This is a genomic window from Kitasatospora sp. NPDC018058, assembly GCF_044327205.1.
Lineage (GTDB): Bacteria > Actinomycetota > Actinomycetes > Streptomycetales > Streptomycetaceae > Kitasatospora.
The window spans coordinates 162,140-174,944 of sequence record NZ_JBIRFA010000008.1; the positions used below are offsets into that span (position 1 = coordinate 162,140).

Below are 12,805 nucleotides of genomic sequence, written 5' to 3' on the forward strand. Positions count from 1 at the left end.
CCTGCGGACTACTCGTCCGCGGGCAGTCGCAGTTGCAGCATCGCCAGCAGCCGCTGCTGTGGCTGGGCGAGGTCGATGCCGGTCAACTGCTCGGCGCGGCGGACCCGGTAGCGCAGGGTGTTGGGGTGGATGTGCAGGGCGTCGGCGGCGACCCGGACCTCGCCGAGCGCGTCCAGCCAGGCGAGCACCGACTCGGCGAGCCGGGTGCCGTGCCGGCGGTCGTACTCGGTGAGCGCGGTCAGCCGCGGGTCGCGCAGGCCGGTGCGGTCCTGGAGCAGCGCCAGCACCTCGCTGACCAGCACCTCGGCCTGGACGTCGATCAGCGCCGCGACGTCGAGGTCCACCCCGCCGCGGCCCATGGCGTCCAGGATCCGGTCCGCCTGGGCGCGGGAGTCGGGCACCTGGGCCAGGCCGTCGACGGTGGAGCCGATCGCCGCGCGCAGCGGCACCCCGAGGTGCTCCCGGGCCGCCGTGACCACCTCGGTCGCCCAGCCGCGCACGGTGGCCATCGGCAGGCCGGGCGGGAGCTCGGGCAGCAGCACGTAGACCCGGGACTCGATCGGGGCGAGCAGCGCGGTGCGGTGCCGGGCGGCGGTGTGCACCGAGATCAGGCCGGTGACGTCGGAGCGGTGCAGTGCCTCGGTGGCGTAAGCGCCGTACGCCAGTACGGTGGCCGGGCGGCGCACGTCCAGGCCCAGGTGGGTGGCCAGCGACTGCGGGCCGGTGGAGCCCTCCAGCAGCCCGGTCAGCAGGGTCTGGGTGAGTCGGACGTCGGCGGACAACTCGCGGCGACGGCGCACCAGTTGGGCGGCTGCCACCCGGGCGGCGCCGACCAGGGCCTGTTCGGCCAGCGGGGCCAGCGGCTGGGCGCCCTCCTGTACCCAGATGGTGCCGAGCGGCTGCGCCCCGGCCCGGATGCCGACCGCGAGGCGGCGGCGCAGGCCGAGCTCGGGGTGCGGCTCGACCGCGATCGGGGTGTCCGAGGTGCGCAGGTGCTGGAAGATGCCCCACTCGCGGAGCTTGGAGAGGTACGGCTCCGGGCCCTGCCAGCCGAGGATGGACAGCCGGCGCAGGTCGTCGACCTCGTCGGAGTCGGAGGAACGGGAGTAGGCGAGCACCCGGCTGGAGGTGTCCTCGATCGAGACGATGCCGTTGGTGAGCACGGCGACGGTCTGGGCGAGGGAGAAGAGGTCGCCCGCGTTGGGCTCCGGGGCGCCGGGAGCGTCCGGGGCCTCCGGACCGGCGATGATCGCGCGGGCGAGCGAGTCCAGGTGCTCCCAGCGGGTCTCCCGGCGCACCGACAGCAGGGCGACGCCCGCGTCGGTGGCGGCCTCGCGCAGGGCGTCGGCCTGGCCGGGGCCGTCCAGCTTGACCGCGACGGCGGCGGCGCCGGCCCGGCCGGCGGCGCGCAGGGCGGGGAGGGCGGCGCGGCCCCGGGCGCCGATGGCGAGGACGAGTTCGCCGGGGGCGGCGGTGGGCGGGTCCTCCGGGTCGAGGATCGCGACGTCGCGGACCGGGACGTCCAACCCCTGTGGGGCGGCCTGGAGTTCGACCAGCGGCTCGCCCAGGGACATCAGCAGTCGGCGGAGCGGGAGACCGGGGGTGGTCACGCCGGGCCCTCCTTCATCCGCTCGGACAACGCCGTGTGGTTGATTTTAGCCGGGCGGACAGAGTTGTGGTTCGTCATTCCTAAATAGTTGACTCTGACTATTCGACGCTGGATAGTCGGTACTGACCAAGTGATGAGGAACGTTCTCATGGCGAAGCGACGCAAGGTGTCGAACCCGCTGGCCCTCGCGGTCCTGGCCGAGCTCGGAGCCGAGCCGATGCACCCGTACGAGATGGGGCGCCGGCTCAAGGAGCACGGCAAGGACCGGAACATCAAGTACAACCGCAGCTCGCTGTACATGGTCGTGGAGCAGCTGCGGAAGGCCGGGTTCGTCGCCGAGCAGGAGACCGTCCGCGACACCCAGCGGCCGGAGCGCACCGTCTACGCCCTCACGCCCGAGGGCCAGACGGAGCTCATGGACTGGATGCGCGAGTGGATCGCCGAACCACAGGAGGAGTACCCGGCCTTCGGCGTGGCGCTGTGCCTGCTCGTGGTGCTCCCGACCGCGGAGTCGGCCGACCTGCTCGGCCGGCGGCTGGAGGCACTGGACGCCCGGATCGACGCCTCGCGCGCGATGCTGCGCAAGGCCGTCGAGATGGACGTCCACCCGATGTTCGTCGTCGAGGAGGAGTACGCCCTCGCGCTGCTGCAGGCCGAGCGGCGCTTCACCGAGAGCCTCATCGGACAGCTCGGGGAGCCGGACTTCAACCGGACCCTGCAGGAATTCATGAGGAGCCTGGAATGAGCACCACCGGCACCACCGGCACCACCGGCACCACCGGCACCACCCGCACCACCAAGAAGGCCCTGATCATCGGCGGCGGCATCGCCGGTCCGGTGATGGCGCTGGCGCTGCGCAAGGCCGGCGTCGAGGCGGAGATCTTCGAGGCCTACCGGACCTCCGCCGAGGGCATCGGCGGAACCTTCATGATCGCACCCAACGGGCTCGGCGCGCTGGCCCTCGTCGGGCTGGAGGCGGACGTCGACCGGATCGGGCAGGCCGTCGGCCCGATGGTGATCGAGGACGGCAAGGGCGGCGTGCTGGCCGAGTTCACCGGCCTCGCCGACCTGCCGCGCGGACGGTTGATGCGGCGCGCCGAACTGTACGAGGTGTTGCAGCGGCGGCTCGGCGAGACCGGCATCGCGATCCACCACGGCAAGCGGCTGGTCGGCGCCGAGGAGGGCGTCGACGGCATCACCGCCCGGTTCGCCGACGGCAGCAGTGCCACCGGCGACCTGCTGATCGGTACCGACGGCACCGGCTCCACCGTCCGCACCCTGATCGACCCGGCCGCGCCCGCCGCGCAGTACACCGGTCTGCTCGGCATCGGCGGCTACAGCTCCTACCGGCTGCCCGGCCGGGCCGGCCGCGGCGAGTCGGTGCACTTCGCCAACGGCGCCCGCGCCTTCTTCGGCTACTGGGGTCTGGCCGACGGCAGCGGGACCGCCTGGTTCAGCAACATCCCGCAGCCCGAGCCGCTGACCCCGGAGAAGGTCCGCGCCGTCGGCATGACGGAGTGGCTGCGCCGCTGCCGGGAGCTGCACGCCGAGGACCTGCCCGCCCGCGAGGTCCTGCGGATGGCGGACGTGGAGACCATGGAGACCTTCCCCCGGCTGGAGATCATGCCGTCCGTCCCGCACTGGTACCGCGGCCGGATGGTGCTGGTCGGCGACTCGGTGCACGCGCCGTCCAACAGCTCCGGACAGGGCGTCTCGCTGGCCGTCGAGAGCGCCGTCGAACTCGCCCGCTGCCTGCGCGACCTGCCCGACCACACCGCCGCCTTCGCCGCGTACGAGGCGATGCGCCGGCCCCGGGTCGAGAAGATCGCCGCCGACGCGGCCCGCACCAACAACCAGAAGACCTCCGGGGCGGTCGGGCGGATGGTGTTCAAGCTGGTCGCGCCGATCGCGATGCGGACCTTCATGAGCCCGGAGAAGATGCTCCGGCCCGTCCACGGCTACCGGATCGACTGGGACCGACGGGTGACCCCGGTCCCGGGGACGGGCCGTCACGGGCGGGCCGCCTGACGGGCGGTCGTGACCACGAGGCCGTGGGGCCCGTGGGGCCGGTCGTGACCGTCGCGTGACCCCTTTCGTCGGCCCGGACAACGCCGTACGGGGGAATTTAGCCGCCCGGCCAATCATGTGGCCGGGCGGGCAGGAATAGCGTTCGTGCTGTGGCCGGCGTGCGACCCGCGCCGGCAATCCCCCCGCACTGAACGAAGGAGAGCGTGCGCTTCATGGACGCTGTGACCCAGGTCCCCGCGCCGGTGAACGAGCCGGTCCACAGCTACGCCCCCGGCAGCCCGGAACGGGCCCGTCTGGAGGCCAAGCTGAAGGAGCTGGGCGGCCAGGAGCCGGTCCAGCTGACCATGACGATCAACGGTGAGCGCCGGATGGGCGGCGGCACCGAGATCCACGTCGTCCAGCCGCACAACCACGCGGCGAGGCTCGGCACCCTGCGCAACGCCACCCAGGCCGACGCGCAGGACGCCATCGACGCTGCCCTGGCCGCGGCCCCGGCCTGGCAGGCGCTCTCCTTCGACTCCCGTGCCGCGATCTTCCTCAAGGCCGCCGACCTGCTGGCCGGCCCCTGGCGCGAGACCCTGGCCGCCGCCACCATGCTCGGCCAGTCCAAGACCGCCCAGCAGGCCGAGATCGACACCCCCTGCGAGCTGGTCGACTTCCTGCGCTTCAACGTGCACTTCGCCCGCCAGATCATGGCCGAGCAGCCGATCTCCTCGGACGGCGTGTGGAACCGCAGCGACCACCGCCCGCTGGAGGGCTTCGTCTACGCGATCACCCCGTTCAACTTCACCGCGATCGCCGGCAACCTGCCGACCGCGCCCGCGCTGATGGGCAACGTGGTGCTGTGGAAGCCGTCCCCGACCCAGCAGTTCTCCGCGCACCTGCTGATGCAGCTGCTGGAGGAGGCCGGCCTGCCCAAGGGCGTCATCAACATGGTGACCGGCGACGGCCTGGATGTCTCCGCCGTGGCGCTCAAGCACCCGGCGCTGGCCGGCATCCACTTCACCGGCTCCACCGCCACCTTCCAGCACCTGTGGCGTTCCGTGGGCGAGAACATCGCCGGCTACCGCACCTACCCGCGGATCGTCGGCGAGACCGGCGGCAAGGACTTCCTGGTCGCCCACCCGTCCGCCGACCCGAAGGTCCTGAAGACCGCGATGACCCGCGGCGCCTTCGAGTTCCAGGGCCAGAAGTGCTCGGCGCTGTCGCGGGCCTACGTCCCGGCCTCGCTGTGGGCCGGCCTGAAGGACGAGTTCGCCGCCGAGGTCGACGGCCTCACCATGGGCGACGTCTCCGACCTGTCCAACTTCATGTCGGCGGTCATCGACGAGCGCGCCTTCGCCAAGAACAAGGCCGCCATCGACCGCGCCCAGGCCGACCCGCAGGTGGAGGTCCTCGCCGGCGGCACCTACGACGACTCGGTCGGCTACTTCGTCCGCCCGACCGTGCTCGTGTGCCAGGACCCGGCTTCGGAGTACTTCCGCGACGAGTACTTCGGCCCGATCCTCGCCGTGTACGTCTACGAGGACGAGAAGTACGACGAGATGCTGGCGCAGATGGAGTCGGTGTCGTCGTACGGCCTGACCGGCTCGATCATCGCCCAGGACCGCGCGGCGGCCCAGGACGCGATGCACAAGCTGCGCTTCGCGGCCGGCAACTTCTACATCAACGACAAGCCGACCGGCGCCGTCGTCGGCCAGCAGCCCTTCGGCGGCGGCCGGGCCTCCGGCACCAACGACAAGGCCGGCGCCAAGCAGAACCTGGCGCGCTGGACCTCGACCCGCTCGGTCAAGGAGACCTTCGTCCCGCCGACCGACTACCGCTACCCGCACATGGGCTGACCAGCCCTGATGCCGACCGGTCCGCTGTAGAGGCCATCGGTCACCCGCGACGCCCGGTCCCGCAGCCGGGCGTCGCCCGCCGGGGCGGCGTCCCACCCGTCGCCCGCCGCCACCCTTCTTGGGCGCGCTGCGCGCGACACCTCCTGTGGTACCGCCGCCCCGGCCCTTTTCTGCCACCCTTGGAAACACCAGCTCCAGGAGTCACGATGCTCCGTTCCGCCCTTCTCGCGGCCTCCCGGTCCCCGCAGGTCCGCACCGTGGTCGAGAAGTTCCCCCCGACCCACGCGATAGTCGAGCGTTTCGTCGCGGGCGAGGCCCTCGACGACGCCGTCACCGCCTGCGACGACCTGGTCGCCACCGGCCGCAAGGTCACCCTTGACCACCTCGGTGAGGACACCCAGGACGCCGCCCAGGCCGCCGGCACCGCCGAGGCCTACGAGCACCTGCTCAAGGCCCTCAAGGAGACCGGCCTCGCGGCCGGCGCCGAGGTGTCGGTCAAGCTGTCGGCCGTCGGCCAGTTCCTGCCGGTGGACGGCGAGAAGATCGCGCTGGAGAACGCCCGCCGCATCTGCGAGGCCGCCGCCGACGCCGGCACCACGGTGACCCTCGACATGGAGGACCACACCACCACGGACTCCACCCTCGCCATCGCGCGCGAGCTGCGGGCGGACTTCCCCTGGCTGGGCATCGTCCTCCAGGCCTACCTGCGCCGCACCGAGGCCGACTGCCGCGAGTTCTCCGGCGCGGGCTCGCGCGTGCGTCTGTGCAAGGGCGCCTACAAGGAGCCCGAGTCGGTCGCCTTCCAGGGCAAGCACGAGGTCGACCTCGCGTACGTCCGCGCGCTGAAGATCCTGATGGCGGGCGAGGGCTACCCGATGATCGCCTCGCACGACCCCAACATGATCAAGATCGCCGGCCAGCTGGCCGAGTGGAACAACCGCACCCGGGACTCCTTCGAGTACCAGATGCTGTTCGGCATCCGCCCCGAGGAGCAGCTGCGCCTCGCCGGCGAGGGCAACACCATGCGCGTGTACCTCCCGTACGGCCAGGAGTGGTACGGCTACTTCATGCGCCGCCTCGCCGAGCGCCCGGCCAACCTGACCTTCTTCCTGCGCGCCATGGCCACCCGCAACTAGCGCGCTCCGCATGCCGGAACGGCTCGTACCCCCTGTGTGGGAGGGGGTACGGGCCGTTCCGTGGTTCCTAGAGGAAGGGCTTGGTGTCGAGCTCGAAGCCGAACGGGGCGGGGAGGGCGAGCGGTTCGCCGAAGGCTGCCAGGTGAACCTCGGTGTACTCCTCGCGGTGCGGCTTGCCGAAGAGGCTGACCTGTGACTTCTCCCGATCGATGAGGAGGTAGAGCGGAATTTCGGCCCGGGCGTAGCAGTGGCGCTTGGTGACGCGGTCCTGGTCGGGCTTGGCGGAGGTCACTTCCGCCACCATGGCGACGCCGTCCGGCTCCATCCAGGACGGAGCGCCCCGGAAGAGGCGGAGCTCCTCGGGGGAGAACGTGGCGTCCGGGATGACGTGGTTCTTCGGGCAGAGACCGCCGCTCACCAGGCGGAGGCCCTTGCCGCCGGACACGCTCATGTCGGTTTTGGATCGCCGGATCACCTGCTTGATCAGGTGACTGATGTGGTCCTCGTGATCGCCGTCCGGCGGTGGTGCCACGATGATCTCTCCCTCGATCAGCTCAGCTCGGAAGCCTTCGGGGGAGTGCAGGCTCAGAAAGCTCTCCAGCAGGATGTCGGCCTGCGATGGGGAGCCCGTGATCGGTTGCTCATGCGCCACAGCACTCATGATGCCCCTCCTTCAGATGGGCGTCACGCTATTCGCCGCCGGGCCGGGTTATGCAGTACACGGCGGACTTTCACTCGATGGTGTGAGTTTGAGGCCCGACGTAGGATCCCGCTGCTGGTCAACTAGGCTTTCTTCTGGAGGAGTTGGGGATGCTGAAGCAGTTCGAGGGGCTGTCCGCCGCGGTGGTGGCGGATGCGTGTGTGCGGGTCGGGGTGGGGTTGCGGGCGGCGCCGGTGGGGGTCGGTGGGGTGGTGCCGGGGGCCCGGGTGGCGGGGCGGGTGCTGCCGGTGCGGCACTACGGGAGTGTGGACGTGTTCCTGGAGGCGTACGGGGCGGCGCGGGACGGGGACGTGCTGGTGATCGACAACGGCGGGCGGACGGACGAGGCCTGTATCGGGGATCTCGCCGTGCTGGAGGCGCGGGCCGCCGGGGTGGCCGGGATCGTGGTGTGGGGGCTGCACCGGGACACCCGGGAACTGGTGGAGATCGGGCTGCCGGTGTTCAGCTACGGGGCGCTGCCGCTGGGGCCGATGCGGCTGGACGAACGGGAACCGGAGGCGCTGGTGTCGGCGCGGGTGGGGCCGCACCTGGTGGGCGCCGACGACGTGGTGTTCGCGGACGCGGACGGGGTGCTGTTCGTGCCGGCCGCCCGGGTGGGGGAGGTGCTGGAGGCGGCCGCCGGGATCGCCGGTACCGAGCGTGCGCAGGCCGAGCGGATCCGCTCGGGCGACACGCTGCGCGAGCAGACCAGGTTCGAGGAGTACCTGGCGCTGCGCGCAGCCCGTCCGGCGTACAGCTTCCGGAGGCACCTGCGCACGGTCGGCGGGGCGATCGAGGAGTAAGTCCCTTACAGAGGGCGGTACATGACGTGCAGGCCGACGTAGCCGTCGACCGGGTGGAGGAAGGCCTCGGGGACGGTGCCGACGATCTCGAAGCCGAGGGACCGGTAGAGCTTCACGGCGTGGTGGTTGTTGGCGACGACCGCGTTGAACTGCATGGCGCGGTAGCCGGCCCGGCGGGCCCAGTCGAGGGAGTACTCGACCAGGGCCCGGCCGATGCCCCGGCCGTGGTGGGCCGGGTCGACCATGTAGCTGGCGCTGGCCACGTGAGAGCCGTTTCCGGGGCGGTTGCGGTTCATGGTGGCGGTGCCGACGACGCGTCCGTCCTCGTCCACCGCGACCACGGTGTGGTCGGGGGCGGAGTGCATCCACCATTCCCGGCCCAACTCCGAGGACATGTCCAGGGGGTAGGGGAAGGTCTCGCCGGCGGCGACGATGGCGTGGAAGAACGGCCAGATGGCCGGCCAGTCCTCGGGGGTGGCTTCGCGAATGGGCATTCGGACAGGATGATCGGGGGAGAGGTGGTCCGGCCAGTGGTTTTCCGCACGGCGCTCGTCGGTCAGCCGCCGAGGGCGGCGTCCTCGACCAGGGCGGCGACGATGGCCTGGCCCTTGGCATTGGGGTGGACCAGGGCGTACTCGAGGGGGAGGACGCTGGTCAGCACGCCGTCCAGCCAGTGGTCGGAGTCGCAGACGCTGTGGCCGGCGGTGGCGGGGTAGAGGTCGACGAACGTGTCGCCGTGGGCGGCGGCGTCCTGGGCGATGACCGCGTTGAGCGGCCGGAGGACGGCGTCGCGGGCCCAGGCGAGGTCGCCGGTGGCGAAGGTGGAGAACTGCAGCAGGTCGCCGTACCGGCAGAGGTCGGTGTCCTCGGGCATCAGGTGCGGGTAGCCGACGGTGAGGACCTTGGCGAACGGGGCCCTGGCGTGCAACGCGGTGAGCATCCGGTCGTAGTCGGCGCGCAGGCGGTTGAACCGGTCGGGCAGTTCGGCGTCGTACTTGTCCTTGCAGGGCGTGCCCTGGCCGAAGGTGGTGGCGCCGAGTTCGATGCAGCTCTTGAGGATCTCGCCGAAGCCGAGGTCGTTGCCGCCCACGCCGACGGTGATCAGGTCGGTGGCCGGGCCGACCGCGTCGATCTGCGGCGGGACGGGCGGGTAGGGCGCGTCGGGGTCGGTGCCGAGCGGCGGGAGCGGGCGGCCGATCGGGCTCTGCGCGGTCGCGTACACGTTCTTGCCGGTGGCGCCGCTGCAGCTGACGTCGCGCAGGCTCACCAGGGAGCCGAGGTCGCGGCGGATGAGCTCGGGGTAGGACCCGGTGGTTCGGGCGCAGCCGTCGCGGGGCTCAGTCAGGTCGCCGGTGGCCTCGATCATGCCCGCCGTGTAGGAGTCGCCGAGGGCGGCCCACCGCAGCGCGCCGGTGCGGGTGGCGGGCCTGGTGGCGGCCTCGGCGGTGGTGGGGGTGATCAGGCCGGCGGCGAGTGCGACGGCGGTGCCGGCAACGGCGAGGCGGGACAGGAGGCGTGGCACGGTCTCTCCTCAACGAGTGCAGGGGAGAGTGCGATTCACCCCCCTAAGGGGAGATCGAGTCGGCTCGTGGACGACTTGAGGCCTCAGGAGGGTGAATTCGCGGGCGTACCCGTGACGTTGTGGGCTAAAGCAGTGCGGCGGAGGGCTCGATCATGGCCCGGGCGGTCTTGCCGTCGACGAACTCGCCGAGCGCCGTCATCTCCCACTCGCCGGAGGGGCGACGGACGAGCTTGCACATCACCACGCCGGTGTACGGCTCGGAGTGGGTGAGGTCGAAGCGGACCAGCTCCTCCTCGCTCCGGACGTCCACCAGACGGCAGTAGGCGTTGCGCACCTCGGTGAACTTCTGGCCGGAGAAGGAGTTGACCACGAAGACCAGCGCGTGGACCTCGGCCGGGAGGCCCTCCAGGTGGACGGTGATCGCCTCGTCGTCGCCGCCGTCACCGCCGACCAGGTTGTCGCCGGAGTGGGCGATCGCGCCGTTGAAGATGTTCAGCTTCATGAACCAGGCCGTCTCCAGCCGCTGGTGCCGGGCGTCGAAGGCCAGGCAGGAGGCGTCCAGGTCGATGTCGCGGCCGCGGGCGGCGGACTCCCAGCCGAGCGCCATCCGGACCGAGGAGAGGAACGGGCGGCCGTTCTTCACCAGGGAGACGGAGCTGCCCTTGACCAGGCTGACCCGGCCCTTGTCCAGGGTCACCTTGGGGCGGTCGGCCGGGGCCGGCGGCGCGGCGGGCGGCGCGGGCGGGGTCGGGGGGACCGGCGGGGTGGCGAGGGCGATCCGCGGGTCGACCGGAGGGACGGGGCTCACGGGTGGAGCCGGCGGCGCGGGCGGGACGGGAGGCAGCGGCGGGGCGGCCGGGGAGGTGATCTGGACGGTCGGCGCACTCGGCGATGTCGCGGCCGCGGCCGGGGCTGCGGTCGGCGCCGGGGCCGAGGGCTCGGGCGCCGAGGCGGGGGAGTCGTCGACGCTGACGCCGAAGTCGGTGGCGATGCCCGCCAGGCCGTCGGCGTAGCCCTGGCCGACCGCGCGCACCTTCCAGGACCCGTTGCGCCGGTAGACCTCGACCACGACGAGTGCGGTCTCCAGGCCCAGCCGGGGCGGGGTGAAGGTGACCAGGACGGCGCCGGTGTCGGCGTCCCGGACGGTGGCGGTGGGTTCGATCCCGGCGAAGGTGGAGGACTGGTCGGCCGGGCTGACGGTGACCACGATCTTGCTGATGTCGGCCGGGACGGCCGGGGTGTCGACGGTGATCGCGTCCGGCGCTCCGGCGGTGGCCGGGCGGAGGCTGACGCCCGGGCCGTGCGGGGCGTTGAAGAAGACGAAGTCGGCGTCCGAGCGGACCTTGCCGGCGTCGGTCAGCAGCAGGCCGGAGACGTCCAGCGCCTTGGGCGCGGTGACCTCGACGGTCACCCGCGCGGCGGTCAGGGGTGCGTTGCCGCCTTGGGTCAGGACGGTGGACAAGGACTCCTCCTCGGGTGCGGAACGACGGCCCGGGCCGGGGCCGCTGGGGGTGCCGGGTCGGGTGCTGCTCACAGTAACGAACGAGGGTGCGGGGATGCGCCCGGTGGGAGTGCTGTGCTGTCCGATCGTCGGAACTTCGGATCGGCCGAGGGTGGGTCAGCGGGTCGGTGTACACGGGGTCGGCGAAGCGCCGGGTCAGCGGGTCGGCGAAGCGCGGGTCAGCGGGGTGCGTGCGCCAACGGCTGGGCGGGCAGCGGCAGCAGCGGGCCGAAGCCGCCGAGCGCGGCGACCGCCCGGGGGTGGTCGATGCCGAAGGCGGCGGCGTTCCAGCTCTCCAGCGGGGCCGCCTTGCGCACCGCGCCGACCGGTTCGGCCGGGCGGGTGCCGCGCACGACGAAGCTGTAGCGGCCGGGCTTGACGTCCGTCCCGGGCGGGGTGGTGAAGCGGTAGACCAAGGCGCCGCGCTCCTGTTGGACGGTCACCACGGCGCCCGGCAGGTCCGTCCAGGCGGCGCCGCTGCCGGGGGCCAACTCTCCCGGGGCAAGCCGGAATTCGGCCTGCAGCGCGGTGACCGGCTCGGCCACGGCGAGGTCGAGCGCGTGCCGGAGGCCGGCCCGCCCGAGCGGGGCGGCGTGACCGGTGCCGGTCAGGGCCTGGTCGGCCTCCGTGCCGGTGGGTTCGGTCGAGTAGGCGGAGCCGGTGACACCGGGGACGGCATCGGCGTCCCCCGTGGTCTCCCCGGCGGCGCCGGTGTCGCCCGGGACCACGGGGACGGGCGGCGGGGCCGGCTGCGCCGGTGCGGGTCGGGTCGGGGCGATCGGCCGGAGCCCGGGCGGGTGCGGTGACTGGGTTCCGCCCGGCTGCCCGGCGTTGGAGGTGTCGGTGCCGGGCTGACCGTCGGAGGGCGTGAGGGGCTGGGCCGAAGGCGAGGGCCCGGCCGCGGCGCCCGCCTGGGGGCCCGCGCCGGTGCCCGCGGCGGGGGTGTTGGCGGAGGAGCCGGGCTCCTGTCCGGTCGAGGCCTGCCCGCCGGTCGACGGCGTGACCGGGGTCGACGTGCCCGCCGGGAGCCCGGCCGGCGGCGGGGTGGCGGCGTTCGCCGGGGCGGACGGGTGCGCGGAGGGGTGCGTGGAGGGGTGCCCGGTGGGCCGGGAGCCGTGCGGGCGGCCGGAGGGCGGGGGAGCGGCCGGGGTGTGTTCGGCGGCCGCCTCGGCCTGGTCGGTGCTGCTCGGGGTGGGCGGCGGGGTGGTGCCGACCCGGGCGACGCCGGCCCGACGGCCGATGCCCTGCTGCTCGTTGAGCAGGAGGGTGGTGGCGATGCTGATGCCGACGACGGTGGACATCGCCATCGCGGCGCCGGAGAAGCGCAGGGTGGGCAGCCGGAACCGGCCGCCGAAGGGGCGCGGCCGACCGTGCCGACCGTGCTGTTCGGGTTCGTGCCGCACGTCCCGCACGTCCCGCGCGGTGTTCTCGCGCGCAGCCACCGGACCCCTCCCTCTCCGAAGTCGCCGTCGCGTCGGCCGTATTCTCCCACGCGCTGCCGCCGGGCCCGGATCCGGGCGATTCGCACCGGTTCCGCCGCGGGCCCGCGCGGGGAGGGGGAGAGCGTACCAGTGGGCGGCTGCAGCGCGGACGAAATCCGTCCATTCTCCCGACACCCATTCGGCAGGCGGAAGTTGACGATCCGTCTGGCCATCTCCGGTAAGG

The 12,805-nt window shown here is 72.7% G+C and carries 11 protein-coding genes; 5 read left to right on the forward strand and 6 right to left on the reverse strand.

Annotated elements, in window-relative coordinates; genetic code table 11:
• Positions 1-8: 8 nt before the first annotated feature.
• On the reverse strand, positions 9-1,610 hold the full coding sequence (locus tag ACH4E7_RS13735) for a PucR family transcriptional regulator (protein WP_396249234.1): 1,602 nt from the start codon (positions 1,608-1,610) through the stop codon (positions 9-11).
• A gap of 147 nt (positions 1,611-1,757) precedes the next feature.
• Between ACH4E7_RS13735 and ACH4E7_RS13740 the strand changes: the two genes are divergently transcribed.
• The 4 genes from ACH4E7_RS13740 to ACH4E7_RS13755 all read left to right on the forward strand — a co-directional run bounded on the left by ACH4E7_RS13740 (position 1,758) and on the right by ACH4E7_RS13755 (position 6,614).
• Positions 1,758-2,354 (forward strand): PadR family transcriptional regulator, encoded by a 597-nt coding sequence (locus ACH4E7_RS13740; RefSeq protein WP_396249235.1) that lies wholly within the window; start codon positions 1,758-1,760, stop codon positions 2,352-2,354.
• Positions 2,351-3,637 carry an FAD-dependent oxidoreductase gene (locus ACH4E7_RS13745; protein WP_396249236.1) on the forward strand — a complete coding sequence of 429 codons (1,287 nt, stop codon included), beginning with the start codon at positions 2,351-2,353 and terminating at the stop codon, positions 3,635-3,637. The genes ACH4E7_RS13740 and ACH4E7_RS13745 overlap by 4 nt, the downstream gene beginning before the upstream one ends.
• Before the next feature lie 212 nt (positions 3,638-3,849).
• Positions 3,850-5,478, forward strand: a complete 1,629-nt coding sequence (gene pruA / locus ACH4E7_RS13750; RefSeq protein WP_396249237.1) for an L-glutamate gamma-semialdehyde dehydrogenase — start codon at positions 3,850-3,852, stop codon at positions 5,476-5,478.
• A 206-nt stretch (positions 5,479-5,684) separates the two neighbouring features.
• Entirely contained in the window at positions 5,685-6,614 is a 930-nt protein-coding gene (locus ACH4E7_RS13755; RefSeq protein WP_396249238.1) for a proline dehydrogenase family protein, read from the forward strand.
• A 67-nt stretch (positions 6,615-6,681) separates the two neighbouring features.
• Here ACH4E7_RS13755 and ACH4E7_RS13760 read toward each other — a convergent pair whose 3' ends face one another.
• On the reverse strand, positions 6,682-7,275 hold the full coding sequence (locus tag ACH4E7_RS13760) for a Uma2 family endonuclease (RefSeq protein ID WP_396249239.1): 594 nt from the start codon (positions 7,273-7,275) through the stop codon (positions 6,682-6,684).
• A 149-nt stretch (positions 7,276-7,424) separates the two neighbouring features.
• Between ACH4E7_RS13760 and ACH4E7_RS13765 the strand changes: the two genes are divergently transcribed.
• A complete protein-coding gene (locus tag ACH4E7_RS13765; RefSeq protein WP_396249240.1) occupies positions 7,425-8,117 on the forward strand; it encodes an RraA family protein in 693 nt (230 codons plus the stop codon).
• Positions 8,118-8,122: 5 nt separating this feature from the next.
• On the opposite strand, the gene ACH4E7_RS13770 is transcribed toward ACH4E7_RS13765, so the two are convergent.
• The 4 genes from ACH4E7_RS13770 to ACH4E7_RS13785 all read right to left on the reverse strand — a co-directional run bounded on the left by ACH4E7_RS13770 (position 8,123) and on the right by ACH4E7_RS13785 (position 12,582).
• A complete protein-coding gene (locus ACH4E7_RS13770; RefSeq protein ID WP_396249241.1) occupies positions 8,123-8,611 on the reverse strand; it encodes a GNAT family N-acetyltransferase in 489 nt (162 codons plus the stop codon).
• A 62-nt stretch (positions 8,612-8,673) separates the two neighbouring features.
• On the reverse strand, positions 8,674-9,639 hold the full coding sequence (locus ACH4E7_RS13775) for an SGNH/GDSL hydrolase family protein (protein ID WP_396249242.1): 966 nt from the start codon (positions 9,637-9,639) through the stop codon (positions 8,674-8,676).
• A gap of 124 nt (positions 9,640-9,763) precedes the next feature.
• Entirely contained in the window at positions 9,764-11,089 is a 1,326-nt protein-coding gene (locus ACH4E7_RS13780; RefSeq protein ID WP_396249376.1) for a TerD family protein, read from the reverse strand.
• Positions 11,090-11,319: 230 nt separating this feature from the next.
• Positions 11,320-12,582 (reverse strand): hypothetical protein, encoded by a 1,263-nt coding sequence (locus tag ACH4E7_RS13785; RefSeq protein WP_396249243.1) that lies wholly within the window; start codon positions 12,580-12,582, stop codon positions 11,320-11,322.
• Positions 12,583-12,805 lie beyond the last annotated feature (223 nt).